The organism is Pseudomonas kuykendallii, assembly GCF_900106975.1.
In the GTDB taxonomy this organism is placed as follows: domain Bacteria; phylum Pseudomonadota; class Gammaproteobacteria; order Pseudomonadales; family Pseudomonadaceae; genus Pseudomonas_O; species Pseudomonas_O kuykendallii.
The window spans coordinates 380,873-400,874 of record NZ_FNNU01000003.1 but is presented as its reverse complement, the minus strand read 5'-3'; the positions used below and the strand labels follow the sequence as shown (position 1 = coordinate 400,874).

18 protein-coding genes are annotated in these 20,002 nt (G+C 65.5%); 6 read left to right on the top strand and 12 right to left on the bottom strand.

All coding sequences use genetic code 11. The annotated features are described in order from the left end of the window. Positions 1-115: 115 nt before the first annotated feature. Positions 116-2,158 carry a methionine--tRNA ligase gene (gene metG / locus BLV15_RS11870; RefSeq protein ID WP_090229077.1) on the bottom strand — a complete coding sequence of 681 codons (2,043 nt, stop codon included), beginning with the start codon at positions 2,156-2,158 and terminating at the stop codon, positions 116-118. Between the two features lie 160 nt (positions 2,159-2,318). On the opposite strand from metG, the gene apbC reads away from it, so the two are divergent. The 4 genes from apbC (at position 2,319) to BLV15_RS11850 (ending at position 6,426) form a co-directional block, all read left to right on the top strand. Continuing rightward, positions 2,319-3,404 (top strand): iron-sulfur cluster carrier protein ApbC, encoded by a 1,086-nt coding sequence (gene apbC / locus BLV15_RS11865; protein ID WP_090228319.1) that lies wholly within the window; start codon positions 2,319-2,321, stop codon positions 3,402-3,404. A 70-nt stretch (positions 3,405-3,474) separates the two neighbouring features. Further along, a complete protein-coding gene (locus BLV15_RS11860; RefSeq protein WP_090228316.1) occupies positions 3,475-4,947 on the top strand; it encodes a helicase HerA-like domain-containing protein in 1,473 nt (490 codons plus the stop codon). A 314-nt stretch (positions 4,948-5,261) separates the two neighbouring features. After that, positions 5,262-5,828 (top strand): dCTP deaminase, encoded by a 567-nt coding sequence (gene dcd / locus BLV15_RS11855; protein WP_090228314.1) that lies wholly within the window; start codon positions 5,262-5,264, stop codon positions 5,826-5,828. A 94-nt stretch (positions 5,829-5,922) separates the two neighbouring features. Beyond that, the gene (locus BLV15_RS11850; protein WP_090228311.1) at positions 5,923-6,426 is read left to right on the top strand and encodes a sterol desaturase family protein; all 504 of its coding nucleotides are present in this window, start codon (positions 5,923-5,925) and stop codon (positions 6,424-6,426) included. A gap of 295 nt (positions 6,427-6,721) precedes the next feature. On the opposite strand, the gene BLV15_RS11845 is transcribed toward BLV15_RS11850, so the two are convergent. The 5 genes from BLV15_RS11845 to fni are packed head-to-tail and all read right to left on the bottom strand — an operon-like array spanning position 6,722 to position 12,640. Beyond that, positions 6,722-7,648 carry a phytoene/squalene synthase family protein gene (locus BLV15_RS11845; protein ID WP_090228308.1) on the bottom strand — a complete coding sequence of 309 codons (927 nt, stop codon included), beginning with the start codon at positions 7,646-7,648 and terminating at the stop codon, positions 6,722-6,724. After that, positions 7,645-9,135 carry a phytoene desaturase gene (locus BLV15_RS11840; RefSeq protein WP_090228305.1) on the bottom strand — a complete coding sequence of 497 codons (1,491 nt, stop codon included), beginning with the start codon at positions 9,133-9,135 and terminating at the stop codon, positions 7,645-7,647. Before BLV15_RS11840 ends, BLV15_RS11845 begins: the two co-directional genes overlap by 4 nt. Continuing rightward, the gene (gene crtY, locus BLV15_RS11835) at positions 9,132-10,304 is read right to left on the bottom strand and encodes a lycopene beta-cyclase CrtY (protein WP_090228303.1); all 1,173 of its coding nucleotides are present in this window, start codon (positions 10,302-10,304) and stop codon (positions 9,132-9,134) included. The genes BLV15_RS11840 and crtY overlap by 4 nt, the downstream gene beginning before the upstream one ends. Next, positions 10,294-11,577, bottom strand: coding sequence for a glycosyltransferase (locus BLV15_RS11830; RefSeq protein ID WP_090228300.1), 1,284 nt, complete (start codon positions 11,575-11,577; stop codon positions 10,294-10,296). Before BLV15_RS11830 ends, crtY begins: the two co-directional genes overlap by 11 nt. 16 nt (positions 11,578-11,593) lie before the next feature. Next, complete coding sequence (gene fni / locus BLV15_RS11825; RefSeq protein WP_090228297.1) at positions 11,594-12,640, bottom strand: type 2 isopentenyl-diphosphate Delta-isomerase; 1,047 nt, start codon at positions 12,638-12,640, stop codon at positions 11,594-11,596. 136 nt (positions 12,641-12,776) lie between these two features. On the opposite strand from fni, the gene BLV15_RS11820 reads away from it, so the two are divergent. Then, on the top strand, positions 12,777-13,682 hold the full coding sequence (locus BLV15_RS11820; RefSeq protein ID WP_090228295.1) for a polyprenyl synthetase family protein: 906 nt from the start codon (positions 12,777-12,779) through the stop codon (positions 13,680-13,682). A 12-nt stretch (positions 13,683-13,694) separates the two neighbouring features. On the opposite strand, the gene BLV15_RS11815 is transcribed toward BLV15_RS11820, so the two are convergent. Continuing rightward, positions 13,695-14,330, bottom strand: a complete 636-nt coding sequence (locus BLV15_RS11815; RefSeq protein ID WP_090228292.1) for a LysE family translocator — start codon at positions 14,328-14,330, stop codon at positions 13,695-13,697. A gap of 333 nt (positions 14,331-14,663) precedes the next feature. Here BLV15_RS11815 and pgm point away from each other — a divergent pair, with 333 nt between their 5' ends. Next, positions 14,664-16,316: a phosphoglucomutase (alpha-D-glucose-1,6-bisphosphate-dependent) gene (gene pgm / locus BLV15_RS11810; protein ID WP_090228289.1), complete on the top strand. Its 1,653-nt coding sequence runs from the start codon at positions 14,664-14,666 to the stop codon at positions 16,314-16,316. A 134-nt stretch (positions 16,317-16,450) separates the two neighbouring features. On the opposite strand, the gene BLV15_RS11805 is transcribed toward pgm, so the two are convergent. From BLV15_RS11805 to BLV15_RS21865, 5 genes are all read right to left on the bottom strand, one after another. Then, the gene (locus tag BLV15_RS11805) at positions 16,451-16,843 is read right to left on the bottom strand and encodes a VOC family protein (protein ID WP_090228286.1); all 393 of its coding nucleotides are present in this window, start codon (positions 16,841-16,843) and stop codon (positions 16,451-16,453) included. 210 nt (positions 16,844-17,053) lie between these two features. Then, a complete protein-coding gene (locus BLV15_RS21875) occupies positions 17,054-17,440 on the bottom strand; it encodes a hypothetical protein (protein ID WP_139210717.1) in 387 nt (128 codons plus the stop codon). 331 nt (positions 17,441-17,771) lie between these two features. Continuing rightward, positions 17,772-18,317, bottom strand: coding sequence for a GFA family protein (locus BLV15_RS11800; RefSeq protein ID WP_217632889.1), 546 nt, complete (start codon positions 18,315-18,317; stop codon positions 17,772-17,774). Positions 18,318-18,501: 184 nt separating this feature from the next. Continuing rightward, entirely contained in the window at positions 18,502-19,050 is a 549-nt protein-coding gene (locus BLV15_RS21870; RefSeq protein ID WP_139210716.1) for a hypothetical protein, read from the bottom strand. 141 nt (positions 19,051-19,191) lie between these two features. Further along, positions 19,192-19,917: a hypothetical protein gene (locus BLV15_RS21865; protein WP_139210715.1), complete on the bottom strand. Its 726-nt coding sequence runs from the start codon at positions 19,915-19,917 to the stop codon at positions 19,192-19,194. Positions 19,918-20,002: the final 85 nt, after the last annotated feature.

Sequence of the window (20,002 nt, the reverse complement as noted above, 5' to 3'; positions counted from 1 at the left end):
ACGGAAGTACCGGGAATCGTAGGGTGGATCACGCTTCACCGATCCACCAGGCGGTGTCGATGAAGGCATCGTCATCCCCCCCGAAGCGTCGACCGGACTCAGGCGGCTTCGCGCGTCACTTCACCCGTTGCCCGGGCTTGGCGCCGCTGTCCGGGCTGAGCAGGTAGATTTCCTCGCCGCCGGGGCCGGCCGCCAGGACCATGCCTTCGGAGACGCCGAACTTCATCTTGCGCGCGGCCAGGTTGGCGACGTACAGGGTGAGCCGACCTTCCAGCTTGCTCGGGTCCGGGTAGGCGCTCTTGATCCCGGAGAACACGTTGCGCTTGGCGTCGCCGATGTCCAGGGTCAGGCGCAGCAGCTTGTCGGCGCCTTCGACGAACTCGCATTTCTCGATCAGCGCGATGCGCAGGTCGACGGCGGCGAAGGCGTCGAAGGCGATCTCGGCGGCCAGCGGGTCTTTTACCAGTTCACCGTTGCCCGTCGTCGCGGCAGGCGCTTCGGCGGTGGCCAGGTCTTCCTTCGAGGAGGCGATCATGGCTTCGATCTTCGCCGGCTCGATGCGCGTCAGCAGCGGGGTGAAGGCGTTCAACTGGTGGTTGGCCAGGAGGTTGCGGTGGTCGTCCCAGCGCAGCGGCGCGACGTTGAGGAACTGCTCGGCGGCAGCGGCCAAGGACGGCAACACCGGCTTGAGGAAGATCACCAACTGGCGGAACAGGTTGACGCCCAACGCGCAGATTTCCTGCACCTCGGCCTGCTTGCCGTCCTGCTTGGCCAGCGCCCAGGGCGCCTTGTCGGCGATCCAGGCGTTGGCGCGGTCGGCCAGCGCCATGATTTCGCGCATGGCGCGGGCGAAATCGCGGGTTTCATAGGCTTCGGCGATGCTCGGCGCGGCGGCGCGGAAGGCCTCGGTCAGTTCCGGCGCGGCATCGCTGTGCACCAGCAGGCCGGCGTTGCCCTTGTGGATGAAGCCGGCGCAGCGGCTGGCGATGTTGACCACCTTGCCGACTAGGTCCGAGTTGACCTTCTGCACGAAGTCCTCGAGGTTCAGGTCGAGGTCGTCCACGCCGCGGCTGAGTTTGCTGGCGAAGTAGTAGCGCAGGTATTCCGGGTTCAGGTGGTCGAGGTAGGTGCGCGCCTTGATGAAGGTGCCGCGCGACTTCGACATCTTCTGCCCGTCGACGGTGAGGAAGCCGTGCACGTTGAGCGCGGTCGGCTTGCGGTAGCCGGCGCCTTCGAGCATCGCCGGCCAGAACAGCGCGTGGAAGTTGACGATGTCCTTGCCGATGAAGTGGTACACCTCGGCGCTCGAATCCTTGTTCCAGAAGGCGTCGAAGTCCAGCCCCGGGGTGCGCTCGCAGAGGTTCTTGAAGCTGGCCATGTAGCCGATCGGCGCATCCAGCCAGACGTAGAAGAACTTGCCCGGCTCGTCGGGAATCTCGAAGCCGAAGTAGGGCGCGTCGCGCGAGATGTCCCATTCCTGCAGGCCGGCGTCCAGCCATTCGGCGATCTTGTTGGCCACCGACTCCTGCAGCGCGCCGCTGCGGGTCCAGCCCTTGAGCATCGCGTCGAAGTCCGGCAGCTTGAAGAAGAAGTGCTTGGAGTCCCTGAGCACCGGCACCGCGCCGGAAATCGCCGAGCGCGGGTCCTTGAGTTCGGTGGGCGCGTAGGTGGCGCCGCATTTTTCGCAGTTGTCGCCGTACTGGTCGGGGCTGGCGCATTTCGGGCAGGTGCCCTTGATGAAGCGGTCGGCCAGGAACATGCCTTTTTCCGGGTCGAAATACTGGGTCACCGAGCGCGTGGCGATGTGCCCGGCGTCGCGCAGCTTCAGGTAGATCGACTCGGAGAGCACGCGGTTCTCTTCCGAATGGGTCGAGTGGAAGTTGTCGAAGGCCACGCCGAAGTCGGCGAAGTCGGTGCTGTGTTCCCGGCGCACGTTCTCGATCAGTTGCTCGGGGCTGATGCCCTCCTTGTCCGCACGCAGCATGATCGCCGAGCCGTGGGCATCCGAGGCACAGACGTAGATGCACTGGTTGCCGCTCATCTTCTGGAAGCGCACCCAGATGTCGGTCTGGATGTACTCCACCATGTGGCCAAGATGGATCGAGCCGTTGGCGTAGGGCAGGGCGCTGGTGACGAGGATCTGGCGGGCTTCGGACATGTTGATCGGCTGCACGGGGTAATCGAGGGAAGTCGGCAACTATATAGGCGCGGCGGTTTTTTTTCATCCGCACGGGCCGGACTGCATCCCCGGCGCCCGCGGTCGCTTCGGGCTGCTACGATAGCCGCCTGTTTCGCTCAGCCTTTTCCCGGAGTTCGTCATGACCGTTACCCGCGCCCAGGTGGAATCCACGCTGCGCCAGTTCACCGATCCCCATCTCGACCAGGACCCGGTCAGCGCCGGCTGCCTGCGCGAGGTCGACATCCAGGGCGGCAAGGTCCGCGTGCGCCTGCAACTGGGCTACGCCGCCGGCCTGTTCAGGAGCGGCTGGGCGCAGACCCTGCAGATGGCCCTGGAGAACCTCGAGGGCGTGGACAGCGCGCAGGTCCAGGTGGATTGCGTGATCGAATCGCACAAGGCGCAGGAGCAGGTTCCGGCGCTGGCCAACGTGAAGAACATCATCGCCGTGGCCTCCGGCAAGGGCGGCGTCGGCAAGTCGACCACCGCCGCCAACCTGGCGCTGGCGCTGGCCCGCGAAGGTGCGCGGGTGGGCATTCTCGACGCGGATATCTACGGCCCCAGCCAGGGCATTATGTTCGGCATCGCCGAAGGCACGCGGCCGAAGATCCGCGAGCAGAAGTTCTTCGTGCCCATCGAGGCGCACGGCGTGCAGGTGATGTCGATGGCCTTCCTCACCGACGACGACACGCCGGTGGTGTGGCGCGGGCCGATGGTGTCCGGCGCGCTGATCCAGCTGATCACCCAGAGCGCCTGGGACAACCTCGACTACCTGGTGATCGACATGCCGCCGGGTACCGGCGACATCCACCTGACCCTGGCGCAGAAGGTGCCGGTGGCCGGCGCGGTGATCGTCACCACGCCGCAGGACCTGGCCCTGCTGGATGCGCGCAAGGGCGTGGAGATGTTCCGCAAGGTCAACATCCCGGTGCTCGGTGTGGTGGAGAACATGGCCGTGCACATCTGCTCCAACTGCGGGCATGCCGAGCACCTGTTCGGCGAAGGTGGCGGCGAGAAACTCGCCGCGCAGTACGACGTCGAACTGCTCGCCTCGATGCCGCTGTCCATGGCGATCCGCCTGCAATCCGATGGCGGCAAGCCGACCACCGTGGCCGACCCGGAAAGCCAGATCGCCATGCTCTACCAGCACGTCGCCCGCTGCGTCGGCGCGCGCATCGCGCTGACCGGGCAGACGGCGATGCCCAACATCGTCATCAGCGACGATTGATCCGCGCCAGCTAGTCTCAAACGGGCCGCCCGATGCGGGCGGCTTACTCCCGACCCGCAGAGGAAGCCCCATGTCCCAGACCAGCCCGTTCGTGATCGGCGCCGATACCGATGGCCAGCCCCTGGCCCAGTCGCTGCGCCTGACCAACCGTCACGGCCTGGTCGCCGGCGCCACCGGGACCGGCAAGACCGTGACCCTGCAGCACCTCGCCGAGCTGTTCAGCGATGCCGGCGTGGCGGTGTTCGCCACCGATGTGAAAGGCGATCTCTGCGGCCTCGGCGCCGCTGGCGATCCGCAGGGCAAGGTGGCCGAGCGCATCGCCGCCATGCCCTGGCTGAATCACCGCCCGCAGGCTTATCCGCTGGTGCTCTGGGACGTGCACGGCGCCAGCGGCCACCCGCTGCGCACCACGCTCAGCGAGATGGGCCCCCTGCTGATCGGTAACCTGCTGGAACTCACCGACAGCCAGCAGGCCGCGCTCTACGCGGCGTTCAAGGTCGCCGACCGCGAAGGCCTGCTGCTGCTCGACCTGAAGGACCTGAAAGCGCTGCTCAATCACCTGCGCGAGAACCCCGAGCTGCTCGGCGAGGACCGTGCGCTGTTCGCCGGCGCCTCCGCCCAGGCGCTGCAACGGCGCCTGGCGAGCCTGGAACAGCAGGGCGGCGACTCGCTGTTCGGCGAGCCGGCGTTGCAGCTGGGCGACCTGCTGCAGCCGGGTGCCGACGGTCGCGGGCGCATCCACCTGATGGACGCCAGCCGCCTGGTGCACGAGTCGCCGAAGGTCTACGCGACCTTCCTGCTCTGGCTGCTCGCCGAGCTGTTCGAGCAGTTGCCCGAGCGCGGCGATGCCGACAAACCGATCCTCGCGCTGTTCTTCGACGAGGCGCACCTGCTCTTCGCCGACACCCCGAAGGCGCTGCAGGAGCGCCTGGAACAGGTGGTGCGGCTGATTCGCTCGAAGGGCGTCGGGGTGTACTTCGTCACCCAGTCGCCGTCCGACCTGCCCGACGGCGTGCTCGCCCAGCTCGGCCTGCGCATCCAGCACGGGCTGCGCGCCTTCACCGCCAAGGAGCAGAAATCCCTGCGCGCCGTGGCCGACGGTTTCCGCCCGAACCCGGCGTTCGACACCCTAGACACGCTGACCCAGCTGGGCATCGGCGAGGCGCTGGTCGGCGTGCTCGAGGAGAAGGGCACGCCGGCGATGGTCCAGCGCGTCGCCATCGCGCCGCCGCAGTCGCGGATCGGCCCGCTGAGCGACGCCGAGCGCGCCGCGCTGCTGCGCAGCTCGCCGTTGCTGGGGCGCTACGACAAGCCGATCGATCGCGAATCCGCCTACGAAATCCTCAGCGCCCGCGCCGCGCAGAAGCCCGAGGTCGCCGCGGAGAAACCGGCTAATGCCAGCTTCGGCGGCAAGGCCGGTGACATGCTCGGCGACATCGCCAGCAGCGCCCTGAAGAGCGCCGTGCGCCAGGCTGCCAACCAGCTCGGCCGGCAACTGGTGCGCGGGCTGCTGGGTTCGCTGCTGGGCGGCAAGAAGCGCTGACGTCGCAGGGTGACGGATCGACCCGGTGGGCCGCCGGGTCGATGGGCTGAAGCCCATCCTACGGTCCTGCCCCGGCTCAGAACCCCGTAGGGTGGGCTTCAGCCCACGCGATATGCCAAAGGCACGGTTGGGTGGCCTGAAACGAATCGCCACCCGCCAGGTCGGGTGAAACCCGGCGAGACGGCAGGAGAACCATCGGTGCCGCCACCCTGTCGCTCCCGCTGCCGCGCGGGCCCATCGGACGGGCCACTTTCATCGGCGGGCCGCTGACCGGTAAGATGTGCGCCCCGTTCCAGCCAGCCAGGACCCCCGCCATGAGCATCAAATCGGACAAGTGGATTCGCCGCATGGCCCAGGAGCACGGCATGATCGAGCCTTTCGTCGAGCGCCAGGTGCGCACCGAGGGCGCCGAGCGGCTGATCTCCTACGGCGTCTCCAGCTACGGCTACGACGTGCGCTGCGCCGACGAATTCAAGGTGTTCACCAACATCCATTCGGCGGTCGTCGACCCGAAGAACTTCGACGAGAAGAGCTTCGTCGACATCAAGAGCGACGTCTGCATCATCCCGCCGAACTCCTTCGCCCTGGCGCGCACCGTCGAGTACTTCCGCATCCCGCGCGATGTGCTGACCATCTGCCTGGGCAAGAGCACCTACGCGCGCTGCGGGATCATCGTCAACGTCACTCCGCTGGAACCCGAGTGGGAAGGCCACGTGACCCTGGAGTTCTCCAACACCACCACCCTGCCGGCCAAGATCTACGCCAACGAGGGCGTTGCGCAGATGCTCTTCCTGCAGTCCGACGAGGCGTGCGAAGTCTCCTACCGCGACCGTGGCGGCAAGTACCAGGGCCAGACCGGCGTCACCCTGCCGAAGACCTGATCGCGGCCCAGCCGATGCGCGGCGCCCGCCGCGCGTTCCGCGAACGGCGGCTTGACGTAGACTGGCGTCAGGCCCCTTTCGCGAATCCCTGCGCATGTCCTTCCTGCTCAACAGCCTCATCGTCCTGATCACCGTCGTGCTGATGGAGGGAGTCTCCTGGGTGTCGCACAAGTACGTGATGCACGGCTGGGGCTGGGGCTGGCACCGCTCGCACCACGAGCCCCGGCAGGGCTGGTTCGAGAAGAACGACCTCTATGCGCTGGTCTTCGCGTCCCTGGCGATCGTGCTGATCGCCCTCGGCACCGCCGGCCGCTGGCCGTTGCAGTGGATCGGCGCCGGGATGACCCTCTACGGGTTTCTCTACTTTCTCGCCCACGACGGCCTGGTGCACCGGCGCTGGCCGTTACGCTACGTGCCGCGCCGCGGCTATCTCAAGCGCCTCTACCAGGCGCATCGCATGCACCACGCAGTGGAAGGGCGCGAGGGCTGCGTGTCGTTCGGCTTCCTCTACGCACCTTCGGTAAAGACCCTCAAGGCCGAGCTGCAACGCCTGCACGGTGGCCGCCTGGACCGCGCGGACGAGCGCTCCGGCGATTAGGCCGAGCGACGTGGCGTGGGCGCAGAACGCGAAGCGGACGCACCGGTAGCACGCGATCTGGTGCGCATGGCGCACCCTACGGCCGCCGACGATGCCGGTTCATCGGGCGGGCGCGGTTTCGTAGGGTGCGCCGTGCGCACCGATCAGTTCGCAGGTGAGTTAGGCGCGTCCCCACTTCCGCAAACCCGCACGTAGCCTCGCGCGCCGTAACCCACCGGGCGGGTTTTCGCGAGGCACATGAGATGCGGGTTCTGGTCGCGGTGGGCTGAAGCCCACCCTACGGTTGGATCGGCTGTCAGCGGGGGCGGGTCCACAGGTCGGAGGGGCGCGGTTGCGGGGTGATCGCCCGCGAGCCCAGCGCCTGCAGGCCGCCGAGGCCGACCAGGCGCAGCTTGTCCAGGCGGCTGGTGGATACGCGTCGGTCCCATGCATGGGCGCCGCGCGCCTGCACCTTCACGCCGATCTGCCGGTACACGCCGCGTGCGGTGGCGATCGCCCAGGCCGAGCGCAGCGGCAGGGCGGCGAGGCCCTGGGCCGCCGAGGCGTAGTAGGGTTCCGCGGCCATCACCAGACGCTGGGCGAGCTGGGCGATGGCCGCGCGGTACCGTGGGGCGGCGAGCTGGTCCGGCGCCACGCCGAGTTCCGCCAGCCACTGCTCCGGCAGATACACGCGCCCGGCACCGGCATCCTCGACGATGTCGCGGGCGATGTTGGTCAGCTGGAAGGCCATGCCCAGGTCGCAGGCGTGGTCCAGTACCTGCTCATCGCGCACGCCCATCAGCATCGCCATCATCACGCCGACCACTCCCGCGACGTGGTAGCAGTACTCCAGGGTGTCCTCGAACCGCTGATAGCGGCGCTGCTCCACGTCCATGCGAAAGCCCGCCAGGTGCTCCAGCGGATAGCGCTGCGGAATGCCGTGCTGGGCGACCACCTGGCCCAGCGCGGCGAACGCCGGCTCGCTCGGCGCGGCGCCGGCGTACAGCGCCTGGGTGGCGGCGAGCAGCTGTTCGAGGCGCGCCCGGCTGGCGGGTGTGTCGCTGGGCTGCTGGCCGAAACCCAGTTGCTGGCCGTCGATCACGTCGTCGCAATGCCGGCACCAGGCGTAGAGCATCACCGCGCTGCGCCGGGTATCGGCGTCGAACAGCCGGCTGGCGGCGGCGAAGCTCTTCGAGCCGACGGCGATGCTGCGCTCGGCGTGGTCGAGCAGCGCGTCGGTCATCGGCCGGCGTCCCCGATCATCAGTCCGGCAGTGGCCTTGGCCGAGCCGACCACGCCCGGCACGCCGGCGCCGGGGTGGGTGCCGGCGCCGACGATGTAGAGGTTGTCGATACGGTCGTCGCGGTTGTGCGGGCGGAACCAGGCGCTCTGGGTGAGGATCGGCTCCAGCGAGAACGCCGAGCCAAGGTGCGCGTTGAGTTCGTCGCGGAAATCCAGCGGGGTGAAGATGCGACTGGTAACCAGGTCCTCGCGCAGGCCGGGGATGTAATGGCGCTCGAGGTATTCGAAGATCCGCTCGCGGTACAGCGGCCCCTGCACCGTCCAGTCGATGTCGGCGTTGCCCAGGTGTGGCACCGGCGCCAGCACGTAGTGGGCGGCGCAGCCTTCGGGCGCCAGCGAAGGGTCGGTGACGCAGGGCGCGTGCAGGTACAGGGAGAAATCCTCGGCCAGCTCGGCGCCCGCGAAGATTTCCGCGATCAGCTCGCGGTAGCGCGGGCCGAAGCACACGGTGTGGTGCTGCAGCCCCGGATGCTGGCGCCGCAGGCCGAAGTAGATGACGAACAGCGACATGCTGAAGCGCTTCTTCTGCAGGCGCCGGCCTTCGTCGATACCGCGTGGATGGTGCCCGAGCAGCGCCTTGTAGGTGTGTACCACGTCGGCGTTGGAGGCCACGGCGTCGGCCTCGAAGCGGCGGCCGTCGGCGCAGATTGCCGCGGTGATGCGCTCGCCGGAGGTCTCCAGGCGTTGCACCGGCGCGTTCAGTTCCAGCGTCCCGCCCAGATCCTGGAACAACCGCACCATGCCGTCCACCAGGGCGCCGGTGCCGCCGCGCGGAAACCACACGCCCCACTCGCGCTCCAGCGCGTGGATCAGCGCATAGATCGACGAGGTGGCGAACGGGTTGCCGCCCACCAGCAGCGAGTGGAAGGAGAACGCCTGGCGCAACTGCTCGTCCTCGATGAAGCGCGCGACCATGCTGTACACGCTCTTCCACGCCTGCAGCCGCGCGAGCTGCGGGCCGGCCTGGATCATGCTGCGAAAGGACAGGAACGGCACTGTGCCGAGCTTCAGGTAACCCTCCTCGAACACCGCCCTGGAATACGCCAGGAAGCGCCGGTAGCCCTCGACATCGGCGGGGTTGCGCGCGTGGATCTGGCGGTCCAGATCGGCCTGGTCGTTGGCGTAGTCGAAGGCGAAGCCGTCCTCCCAGCAGAGCCGGTAGAAGGGCGCCACCGGCAGCAGCTCGACGTAATCGGCCAGGCGCTTGCCGGCGATGCTGAACAGCTCCTCCAGCGCCGAAGGGTCGGTGATCACCGTAGGGCCGGCGTCGAAGACGAAGCCCTGGTCTTCGTAGACGTAGGCGCGGCCGCCCGGCCTGTCGCGTTTCTCCAGCAGCGTCGTGTGGATGCCGGCGGCCTGCAGGCGGATGGCCAGCGCCAGGCCACCGAAACCGGCGCCGATCACCACGGCGCGTTTTCCCTGAATCATGAGTGCTTCCTGTGTCTGTGCAGATCGTCGGCACGCGCGGCGTGCAGCGCCTCGCCGAGGGGGACGGGCGGTTTGCCGCTGAGGATGCGCAGCTTGTCCGCCAGGCGCGGGTGCCCGGCGTAGAAGCGCTGGATCAGTCCTTCGGAGAGGCCATAGAAACGCTGCATGACCTTCCACCGATTGGCCGGTTCGCCGGCCAGGAAGAGCATGCGGTTGAGCAGGCGGAAGAAGCCCTGGCGCCGCCATTGCTGGCGGGCGAACGCCTCGATCGAAGTGGACAGCGCGCTCGCCTCGAGGTTTTGCAGGCGGGCGATGTGGTCGGCCAGGCGCACCGCATAGGCCAGCGAGTAACCGGTGGTGGGGTGGAACAATCCGGCGGCGAGGCCGCTGCGCGGTTGCCCGCTGGCGCTGAGCCAGAACGCGTCGATATCGCCGCACAGGACGATGGGTAGCACGCCGCGCTCCTCGCGCAGTCGCTCGGCGATGCGCCAGCCGCGGCTCGCGGCGTAGTCGGCGATCTGCCCGCGCAGCGCGGCGTCGTCGAGGTCGTCGCCATCGGCGTAGCGGGTGTCCTCGATGAGCAGGCGGTCTGCACCGAACGGCAGTACGTAGACGAACCGATAGCCGTCGTGCTGGGCGACGCTGGCGTCCATCACGATGGGCGCATCCAGGCCGTGCGGCTCGCTCAGGCGGACTTCCTGACCGAGGAATTTCTGGTAGCCCAGCGCCAGGTGCGGGCTGTCCGCCGGGCCGCGGCCGTCGATCACCGCGTGGGCGCGCAGGGTTTCGCCGCTGCTCAGCTGCACGTCGCTGGGAGTCAGCGAAGCTACCTTGGCGCTGAGCTGCAGGGAGGCGCCGAGGCGCGCCCGCAGGCATTCGTCGAAGCGTTGCGAGGTGATCGAGGCATAGCCGCTGTGCAGGCGCCGCCGGCGTGCCGGGAAGATCACCTCGTAGGCGTCCCAGCGATGCGCGACGAGCGGCGCCAGCCATTGCCGCTGCGTGCCGTCCAGGTCGCCCTCGTGGAACGACCAGGTGTGGTTGCCGCCCAGGCTCTCGCCCTGTTCCAGCAGAAGTACGCGCAGCTCCGGGCGGGCGTCGGCCAGGCGCCAGGCGATCAGGCCGTTGGCCAGGCCGCCGCCGACCAGGATCAGGTCGTAGTCAGGTGGCATCGGCGCGCTCCACCGGTTGGCCGCTGCGCACCACCGCCTCGACGATATCCGCGGCGCGCTCGACGCCACCGGCCTGCGCCAGGCTGGCGCCGACCCGCGCGGCATTGGCGGCGAAGCGTGGCTCGTCGAGCAGCTGGCGCAGCGTGCGGCCGATGCCGGACCGGCTGGCCAGTTGCGGGAACAGCCGCAGGCCGGCGCCGGCGTGCAGCACGCGGGCGGCCACGCCGGGCTGGTCGAAGGCGATCGGCACGGCGAGCATCGGCACGCCGGCGGCGAGGGCGTCCATCACCGTGTTCAGCCCGGCGTGGGTGATCACCGCGTCGGCGCGGGCGAGGGCGGCGCGCTGCGGGGCGAAGTCGGTGACCCAGGTCGCGCCCAGGCCTTCCAGCACGCGCTCCTGCACGGTATTCAGCCCGCCGCAATGCGCCAGCAGCAGTTGCACGTCCTGCTCGGCGCAGGCGCGGACGATCCGCTGGAACAGGCCGAAACGTCCTCCCTGCAGGGTGCCCAGCGAGGCGAAGACGAACGGCCGGCGCGTCGCCAGCGGTATCTGCAACGGTGCTTCTTCCTCGGCGCCACGCAGCGGCCCGACGGCGTGGAACTGCGCCGGCGCCTGCTGCCGTGGGAAGTCGAAGGCGGCGGTGGTCTGGCTGATCTGCGCGTAGGGCGACAGGCACTCGTGCAGCGCCTGGCGCGGCGCCAGGCCGAAGCGCTCGGCGTGCCCGGCGATCACCCGCGCGTGCGGACGCATCAACAGGTCGTAGACCTGGCTGCTGCCCCGATTGAGGTTCTCGCCCTGCGGCGAATCGGCGTAGCCCCAGGGCATCACCGGCAGCGGCAGGCGCGGCTCGCGGTTGACCGGTAACGCGCAGGCGATCGACACGTAAGGCAGCTTCAGGTGTTCGGCGATCAGCCCGCCAGCGGCTTCCATCTGGTCGGCGAGCAGCGCGTCGACGCCCAGCTCGCGGAGCACGGCCGGCGCCTCGCGGCAGAGCATGTCGGTGGTCCTGGCCAGGTCGAGGATCACTCGGCGCAGGCCGTTGACGCCGCCCGGCCGCGCGGCCAGCGCCACGGTATGGCGCAGCGAACCGACAGGGTGCGAGACGGCGCCGACGCTGGCGAAACCGACGCGCGGATCGCGCAGCAGCGCGCCGGCATCCTGCTGATGGACGAAGGTCACCCGATGGCCGCGCGCGATCAGGCTGCCGGCGAGCGCTTCCAGGGCACGGAAATGGCTGGTGAAGGGCGGGGCGATGACCGCGAAATGGCTCATGCTCGCGCCGGGCGCCTCATCGCCGTGCCGCGCCGCGGGGCAGCAGCGGCGCCTGGCGCAGGGCAGCCAGGTCGCGCGAGCCGGTGCAGAAGCAGGCGACGCGCAGCTGCGCGATCACGGTGTGGAAATGCTCGACCACCGCGGCGCTGGAGCGCGTGGCGCCGTGCAGCACGGCGGCCGCCTGACCGGCGAAGTCGGCGCCCAGGCGGAGCGCCTTGGCCACGTCGACGCCGTCGCGAATCCCGCCGGACGCGATCAGCAGGCTGTTCGGGCAGGCCGCGCGCACGGCGACTATCGCCTCGGCGGTGGGGATGCCCCAGTCGGTGAAGGCGCTGGCGATGGCGCGCTGCGCCGGTGTGTGCGCACGCTCGGCTTCCACCGCGGCCCAGCTGGTGCCGCCGACGCCGGCCACGTCGATGGCGGCGACGCCGGCGTCCACCAGCCGCCGCGCCACATCGGCGCTGATGCCGGCACCGACTTCCTTCACCACCAGCGGTACTTCGAGACGCCGTGCCAGCTGTTCGATGGCCGCCAGCACACCGCGCCAGTCGCGGTCGCCGCCGCGCTGCACGGCTTCCTGCAACGGGTTGAGGTGAATGATCAGGGCGTCGGCGTCGAGCATGTCCACCGCGCGGCGCGCCTGCTCCAGGCCGAAACCGGCCACCAGCTGCGCCGCGCCGAAGTTCGCCAGCAGCGCGATGTCCGGTGCCAGTCGCCGCAGCTGGCGGGTCAGGCCCTGGTCGGCGTCACTCTCCAGGGCGATGCGCTGGGAGCCCACGCCGAGGGCGATGCCGAGCTCCTGGGCGGCTTCGGCGAGGTGCAGATTGATCCGCGCGGCACGCGCCGCGCCGCCGGTCATCGAACTGATCAGCAACGGCGCACTCAATGCTTTGTCGAACAGCGTGCTGCGCAGGTCGATCTCGTCGAGATGGAGTTCGGGGAGCGCGCAGTGTTCGAAGACGATGGCGGCCAGGCCGTTGTCGGCACGCGACTTGGCCCTGGCCGGATCGAGCACGATGTCCAGATGATCGTTCTTGCGTGCCGACAGTTCGCCTTCGGCCATCAGGTTTCCTCGGTTTCGGGCAGGGTCTTGCAGGTCTTTTAAGTTGTACAGCTTCTGTACTAAAGTTGTACAACACTTTGCTTCGTCACACGAACCGCGACCCTGTCCGTCGCGCAGGCTGGAGCTCTCTTGACTCATGGCAACCTCATTAGTGCCGTCGCGCTGCGACATTTCCGCCGGTGATCTCGCCTCGTTGCGCGAGCAGGTGGAGCGTCGGCTGAACCAGCTGGTGCCACTGCCGCAAGGTGGCGAAGACCTGATCGGCGTGGCCATGCACGCGTCCGTGCTGTCGCCGGGCAAGCGCGTCCGCCCGCTGATGCTGGTGCTCGCCGCGCAGGGGCTCGGGCACACCTCTGAGGCGTTGATCGATCTTGGCTGCGCGGTGGAGATGGTCCACGCCGCCTCGCTGGTGCTCGACGACATGCCCTGCATGGACGACGCCCAGTTGCGCCGTGGCCAGCCCACCGTGCACGTGCGCTACGGCGAGGACGTGGCCATGCTGGCCGCCGTCGCGCTGCTCAGCCAGGCGTTCCGCACGCTGGTGGCGGTGCAGGGCCTGCCGCCGTTGCTGAAGACCAACCTGGTCGCCGCGCTGTCCGACGCGGTGGGTGCGCAGGGCCTGGTGCGTGGCCAGTATCAGGACCTGCACGACGGCAGCCGCCAGCGCCCGGCCAGCGATATCGCCGGGACCAACCACCTGAAGACCGGCGCGCTGTTCGGCGCGGCGCTGGACATGGCCACGCAGGTCGCCCAGGCCGGCGAACCGGTGCGCACGGTGCTGCGCGATTTCGCCGTCGAGCTGGGCCAGGCGTTCCAGCTGCTCGACGACCTCGGCGATTGCGAGGCCGACGTGCAGAGCCTGGGCAAGGATTGCGGCAAGGATCAGGGCAAGTCGACCCTGGTCAGCGTGCTCGGCCACGAAGCCGCGCGGCACCGGTTGCGCGGCCACATCCAGCGCGCCGAGGCGTTGCTGGCCGAGGTGTACGGCCATGACAGCCCGTTGCAGCAACTGCTCGCGATGCTGTTCCGCCGGGTGGCCTAGGCGCCGGACCGCTCAGCTGCGCGGGCTCAGCGCCAGCTTCAGGCCGAGCCCGACGAAGAACCCTCCCACCGCCCGATTGAGCCACCGCGCCTGCGCGGCGGTGGCTTTCACGCGCCGGCCGGCATAGGCCGCGACGACCACCAGCAGGTGGCACCAGAGCATGCCGTTGAGGTTGAACAGGCAACCGAGCAGGACGAATGCCAGCGCCTTGTCGGTCGAGTCGGGCGCGATGAACTGCGGCACGAAGGCGAGGAAGAAGAGCGCCACCTTCGGGTTCAGCGCGTTGGTCAGGAAGCCCTGCAGAAAAATCCGTCGGTACGGCAAGGCCGGCAGCGCGGCCTGGAATGCTCTCTCGGCGGGAGCCTTGCTCAGCAGCAGGCCGATGCCGACGTACAGCAGGTAGGCCGCGCCCGCGTACTTCACCAGCGCGAACGCGGTGGCGGAGGTCGCCAGCAGCGCGGACAAGCCCAGCGCCGCCGCCAGCACATGCACGAAAATCCCCGCGCCCACCCCGAACGAGGCCACTGACCCGGCGCGCCAGCCCTGCGCCGCGCTGCGCGACAGGATCAACAGCGAATCCGGCCCGGGCAGCATGTTCAGCAGCAGGCCGGAAACGATGAAGAGCGGAAGGTCGTGGATGCCGAACATGGGGGCTGGCCGAAAACGATAGGCGTGCAGGTTAGCGCGCGGGCGACGCGGGTGTCAGCGCCTGCCGGTTGCTTGCCTGACTGCTGCCTCAAGCTTTCCGAAGCGCAGAGCCCGGGGCGTGCACCCGGGCGCCAAATCCCCCAATCGCGGCACCGGCGCACTGAACATGTCGCGCGCTGTCGGGTCGGAGACTCGACAGCCGCAGGCGCCCCTACGATCGGTGTGCTTTTTTTCGGGGAAGTTTTCGCGGCTCGCAGCATACTTCGCCTGTCCACGCGCAACGGATGCGTCGGCGCAGATGTTCTTTCTACCTTACATACAGCGACGGGAAACATGACCCAAAATCTCAGCCCTCTGGCCGGTGGACCGGCTCCGAAATCGGCCCTGGTCGACGTCGACAAACTGCTGGCGGCCTATGTCGACCTGCGCCCGGATGCGGAGACGCCCGCGCAGCGCGTGTCCTTCGGCACCTCCGGGCACCGCGGCATCGCCTTCGCGCGCAGTTTCAACGAGTGGCACATCCTCGCGATCACCCAGGCGATCTGCGAATACCGCGCCAGCGTGGGCATCGACGGCCCGCTGTTCATCGGCGCCGACACCCACGCGCTGTCGGCGCCGGCGCTGGACAACGCGCTGGAAGTGCTGGCCGCCAACGGCGTGCAGGTGATGGTTTCCGCGGGCGGCGAATTCACCCCGACGCCGGCGATTTCCCAGGCGATCCTGGTCTACAACCGCGGCCGCACCACCGGGCTGGCCGACGGCATCGTCATCACCCCGTCGCACAACCCGCCGGAGCACGGCGGCTTCAAGTACAACCCGCCGAATGGCGGCCCGGCCGACACCGCCATCACCGGCTGGGTGCAGACCCGCGCCAACGCGCTGCTCATGGCCAGGCTCGACGGCGTCAAGCGCGTCTCGCTGGAGCAGGCGCGCCAGGCGTCCACCACTCGCGAGTACGACTTCCTCGGTGCCTACGTGGCCGACATCGGCAACGTGATCGACTTCGACGTGATCCGCGGCTCAGGCCTGCGCCTGGGTGTCGACCCGCTGGGCGGCGCGGGCGTGAGCTACTGGGCGCGCATCGCCGAGCACTACCGCATCGAGCTGGACGTGGTCAGCCAGCAGGTCGACCCGCAGTTCGCCTTCATGAGCCTGGACTGGGACGGGCAGATCCGCATGGACCCGTCCTCGCCGCACGCGATGAATTCGCTGATCGCGCTGAAGGACAAGTACGACGTCGCCTTCGCCTGCGACACCGACCACGACCGCCACGGCATCGTCACGCCCAGCGTCGGCCTGATGCCGCCCAACCACTACCTCAGCGTGATGGTCGACTACCTGTTCCGCAATCGCCCGGACTGGCAACAGGGCGCGGCGGTGGGCAAGACCCTGGTCAGCAGCGCGATGATCGACCGCGTCGCCAAGCGCCTGGGCCGCTCGGTGTACGAAGTGCCGGTGGGCTTCAAATGGTTCGTCGACGGCCTCTACGACGGCTCGCTCGGCTTCGTCGGCGAGGAGAGCGCCGGCGCCTCCTTCCTGCGTCGCGATGGCAGCGTGTGGACCACCGACAAGGACGGCCTCGCGCCGGCGCTGCTGGCCGCCGAGATGACCGCGCGCACCGGTCGCGATCCCGGCGTGCTGTACCGTGCGCTGTGCGACGAGCTGGGCGAAGTCTTCGCCACCCGCGTCGACGCCAAGGCCGACACCGCGCAGAAGCAGGCGCTGTCCAAACTCGACCCGCTGCAGATCACCCAGACCCAGCTGGCCGGCGACGCCGTGGAAAGCGTGCGCAACACCGCGCCGGGCAACAACGCGGCCATCGGCGGCATCAAGGTCGCCACCGCCGGCGGCTGGTTCGCCGCGCGCCCGTCCGGCACCGAGGACGTCTACAAGATCTACGCCGAAAGCTTCCGCGACGACGCCCACCTGCGCGCCTTGGTCCAGGAAGCCCAGGGTGTGGTGGACGCCGCGCTGAACGCGAAGTGAGGTAGGGAGGGCTGCTCCGCAGGGTGAAGGTTACCCTGCGGATTTCGCGTCGAGTTCAGGTCCCGGCGAACACGGTGGACAAGCTTCGCGATGTCCACCCCACGTCGAGATTGGAGATCGCGCAGATTCCGCTGTCACTTGGGCTGCCCTGCCAGTACGTCCTGCGCCGCCTTGTGGCAGACAGCCTCGATGTTGTGACCGTCGGGGCCGATGACGAAGGCCGCGTAGTAGTTCGGATGGTAGTGCGGCCGTAACCCCGGTGCTCCATTGTCTCTCCCGCCAGCGGCGAGGGCCGCGCTGTAGAAGGCATCGACCTCGGCGCGCGTGTCGGCCGCAATGGCAATGTGCAGACGCGCAGGCACCTCCGTCGTTTCGTGCAGCCACATCGACGGCTTGCCGCCACGTCCCAGGCCAACGCCGTAGGGGCTTTCCATGGCTACCGATACACCCAATGGGCGCAGCGCGTTGAGAAAGAACGCCTTGCTCTCGGCGAGGTTCGTGACTCCAAAACCAAGGTGGTCGAACATGCTGTCGTCTCCCATTGGTGGCGCAGCGAAGCGGATAGATGCGTGTGAAGCGCCGAGGCCTGGTCTGCGCCGGAGCAGCGACGGCCGGGGAGGACCAAAGTGCGCCGGCGCTTCGGCTGGTCTGGCTTCGACTTCTTTACCGCCAGCCTGTAACTGAGCCTCAAATGGCCGCCTTTTCTATCACTGGTAGCTTGAGTCAATAGATTCAACTCACTGTGGCAGGGCGCCACTTTGCTTTTTGGCTCTTACAAGATTTATCAGGGCCCTTATTGCAGAGTCGATTATACCGATGGCGCCGATAAAGATTACTGACAACCCTAGAAGCCCTGAGCCCGACTTGAAAATAAGCAAGCCGACTAACGAAGCTGCTATCCAAACTGCGACCCCTATGAGGTTTCTTTTGAATTTTTCTGCAGGTGGTAGCGCTTTGTATTTTGATTTTAGGAGTTTTTTTAACATGACGAATTCCTTTTCTATGGTGGGGGAGTTAAGTTCTACGTTTGTTTTTTGGATCTTGACCTCTATGGCGGCCAGCTTCTTCTCGCTTAGTAGTATCGTTTCATCGCCTAATGAGGCCGAGATGCTATCAGGGTCCATAGTGCACTGTGGTTTCGAGTACATTTGTGAGGCAGATCAGTCTAGACCGAGATATTGCTGATTGTGGCGTGGTGGACGAGGAAATTAGGATAGAAATCGCGAAGCGTTTTCCAGCGTTATATTTTATATGCATCCGTCTCAATGGGGCGCGCCATTAAAGGTGGACAAGCTTAGCGATGTTCTCCCTACGTTGGGAATTAAGTTCACTCAGGTTCCTTGGTGTTATCCGGGCTACCTTGCTGAAGCGCCCTGTTGGACCCCGCCTATGTTCCAATTCAAGCCATCGCATACCGTGTTTAATTCGGTGATAGGTACCTGAGACGCATCGGAATCATGACGCATTCAAATCGCCATTGACGAAGTCCACCCTGGGTGTGCGAAAGCGCATGGCAGCCCAGGAGCCAAAGAGCTTTGCGAAAAAGGAAATTGTGTGGGTGCTGGGGTTGGGCACGTCATCGGCAAGTTTGACCCCCTTGGGGCGATCGCGGGTCATCGTTCTTATTTCCAGTGCGGGCAACGCCTCCACAGGCCATAGACCTCCGTACAGGCTCAACCAATGACCATTGGTGAAATCCAAGAACATTGGCGTATTGCAGCACGTAGCGACCACTCGACGCGTTTTGGAATGCTCCGACAATCGATATTCGCGTAAGCGAGACTGCCCTTTCTCGCACCAGACCCTGTCCTTTCGGTAAAGCACAAAGCGCGTTGCCGCTTTATTATCCAAGACAGATGGGGCGCCGGGCAGCGACTGCAGAAATTCCCCTGCTTTCTGGCAATCGTTACAGAGGCACTCAGCGCTGATTATAGGATTGCCTTGAATCTTCAAAGCTACCTGTCCACAGCCGCAGGTTAAAGCCACCTTCATGGTCGTCATGAAATACCCCTGTTCTTAGCAAGTAGGGTGGAAATCCCGAGGCGTTTTGCACCCCCTGTATTTTAGTCGCTTCGGTCTCAAAAATCTGCCACCGATACAGTTGGACAAGCTTCGCGATGTCCACCCTACGTTGAGAATTAAGTTCGCTCCGGTTCCCGTGTTATCCGGGCTACCTTGCTGATTGTTAATCACACCACGCGCCATCCTCAGTGAATGCCGGCTTCCATTTATGCGCCACAAATTCAAAGGCTGGATTAGCATTATTAGAGGGATCAATTTCTGTAAAGCTAAACTCACAGCCTTTTGCATTTGTGCTCATCATGAGCTTGTAATGATGGTTTTCCTTCGGTGTAAATTCTAGGGTTGGCTTGCATTCGCCATATTTTGTTCCTGACGCCAATGCACCAATAGCACCAATAGCACCAAATCCTCCAACCAATAATATGGTCTCTACCCCTGTGGGCTGAGGGATTATCGAGGTAATAACAATAGGTTCGCTGGGCTTTATTTTTACTGTTTTATTTTTCTCCTTGGACATAAATGCCACATTTTGACGATTGGTGCACTGCTTTATGTCTTTATATGTAAATGCGCTATAAAATAAATCCGGATTGTCAATCCTGTTCACAAATTCAAGAGTGGCAGCATGAGGTTCTGTTGGCTCGATATAGGCTCTATTTGTGCAGCCTGAAATTAAGAGCATGCAGGTGGTATAAAGTGTTAATTTCTTCATGATTTACTCTTGTTAACTTGATTTATCGGCTAACGCTTGGTTAAGGGGCGGGCTTTAGCCCGTCCCAGTGAGCGAAGCGAGTGGTTTGAACCAGTTGTTAGACGGATGCCGGAAAGAAATTTATTTTCAGAAATTCAGCTCTCAATTTTTTTGATGGCTCAGTGCTGCCGATTCAGCCTCTCGTATAAAGGTTTTGCTGGGTGAGAAACTCTTGAGTTTATCTAGGAATTGCGTGTTCTTAATTGGTGGCTGCAATGGCACTATTTTGCCAACGCCGGAGTTTATTATGGAGGCAATTATTATCCCTCCAATAAGGCCTCCTGCCGCACCAGTACTAGCGGCTTGTCCATAGCTCATATTTCCAGAGCCAGAAATGCCCCGAGCGATTAAACCACCAGTTGCACCGCCGATTGCACCGCCAACTGCGAAAGAGACGATATCAACTTTTGATGTAGATGGGTCGCTTACGTATCCCAAAGTAGAGCAGTCTGTACCGTTTGGGTAGGGCTTCTCAGGAGCTGCTTCTGTGGAGAGGTAAGCGTAAAGCTTGACTGGCTCATTTTCATTGTTAGGAATATAGAAACCCCCATCTGAAGTTGTGGGTTGGCCAGGAAACGCCCCTCCGTTTTCACCTGTTACCGATATGCCGCCCGATGGGGCGCGATAGTAAGTTCCATTGGAATCTGCTTTTTCAGACCAATAAGGGCCTTTTTCAAATTTAGTAGTCCATTGCATGTCGAATGGGCCATAGTAGTCAGTGAGCACAAGTGGCTCTTTTAGATCTATACAGGTTATCTCTTGTGGTGCTTTTAAATCTTCCGGGCTAATAGGTGTTGCGCATCCAGACAACAAGGCGAACGACAGCATGCTGGCAGCGGTTCTAAGATTAAATATTAACGAGGGAATCATTGTGTGCTCTCGGTTTGAAATGCGTGGTCGTGCGCCGTTCGTC

What these genes read in the sequence shown, in the direction of transcription:
- BLV15_RS21865 (WP_139210715.1), bottom strand. Translation starts at nt 19,917, where the DNA reads ATGCTGTCGTTCGCCTTGTTGTCTGGATGCGCAACACCTATTAGCCCG.
- BLV15_RS11830 (WP_090228300.1), bottom strand. Translation starts at nt 11,577, where the DNA reads ATGAGCCATTTCGCGGTCATCGCCCCGCCCTTCACCAGCCATTTCCGT.
- pgm (WP_090228289.1), top strand. Translation starts at nt 14,664, where the DNA reads ATGACCCAAAATCTCAGCCCTCTGGCCGGTGGACCGGCTCCGAAATCG.
- BLV15_RS21875 (WP_139210717.1), bottom strand. Translation starts at nt 17,440, where the DNA reads ATGGACCCTGATAGCATCTCGGCCTCATTAGGCGATGAAACGATACTA.
- BLV15_RS11850 (WP_090228311.1), top strand. Translation starts at nt 5,923, where the DNA reads ATGTCCTTCCTGCTCAACAGCCTCATCGTCCTGATCACCGTCGTGCTG.
- BLV15_RS21870 (WP_139210716.1), bottom strand. Translation starts at nt 19,050, where the DNA reads ATGAAGAAATTAACACTTTATACCACCTGCATGCTCTTAATTTCAGGC.
- crtY (WP_090228303.1), bottom strand. Translation starts at nt 10,304, where the DNA reads ATGCCACCTGACTACGACCTGATCCTGGTCGGCGGCGGCCTGGCCAAC.
- BLV15_RS11820 (WP_090228295.1), top strand. Translation starts at nt 12,777, where the DNA reads ATGGCAACCTCATTAGTGCCGTCGCGCTGCGACATTTCCGCCGGTGAT.
- metG (WP_090229077.1), bottom strand. Translation starts at nt 2,158, where the DNA reads ATGTCCGAAGCCCGCCAGATCCTCGTCACCAGCGCCCTGCCCTACGCC.
- BLV15_RS11800 (WP_217632889.1), bottom strand. Translation starts at nt 18,317, where the DNA reads ATGACGACCATGAAGGTGGCTTTAACCTGCGGCTGTGGACAGGTAGCT.
- fni (WP_090228297.1), bottom strand. Translation starts at nt 12,640, where the DNA reads ATGGCCGAAGGCGAACTGTCGGCACGCAAGAACGATCATCTGGACATC.
- apbC (WP_090228319.1), top strand. Translation starts at nt 2,319, where the DNA reads ATGACCGTTACCCGCGCCCAGGTGGAATCCACGCTGCGCCAGTTCACC.
- BLV15_RS11845 (WP_090228308.1), bottom strand. Translation starts at nt 7,648, where the DNA reads ATGACCGACGCGCTGCTCGACCACGCCGAGCGCAGCATCGCCGTCGGC.
- BLV15_RS11840 (WP_090228305.1), bottom strand. Translation starts at nt 9,135, where the DNA reads ATGATTCAGGGAAAACGCGCCGTGGTGATCGGCGCCGGTTTCGGTGGC.
- dcd (WP_090228314.1), top strand. Translation starts at nt 5,262, where the DNA reads ATGAGCATCAAATCGGACAAGTGGATTCGCCGCATGGCCCAGGAGCAC.
- BLV15_RS11815 (WP_090228292.1), bottom strand. Translation starts at nt 14,330, where the DNA reads ATGTTCGGCATCCACGACCTTCCGCTCTTCATCGTTTCCGGCCTGCTG.
- BLV15_RS11860 (WP_090228316.1), top strand. Translation starts at nt 3,475, where the DNA reads ATGTCCCAGACCAGCCCGTTCGTGATCGGCGCCGATACCGATGGCCAG.
- BLV15_RS11805 (WP_090228286.1), bottom strand. Translation starts at nt 16,843, where the DNA reads ATGTTCGACCACCTTGGTTTTGGAGTCACGAACCTCGCCGAGAGCAAG.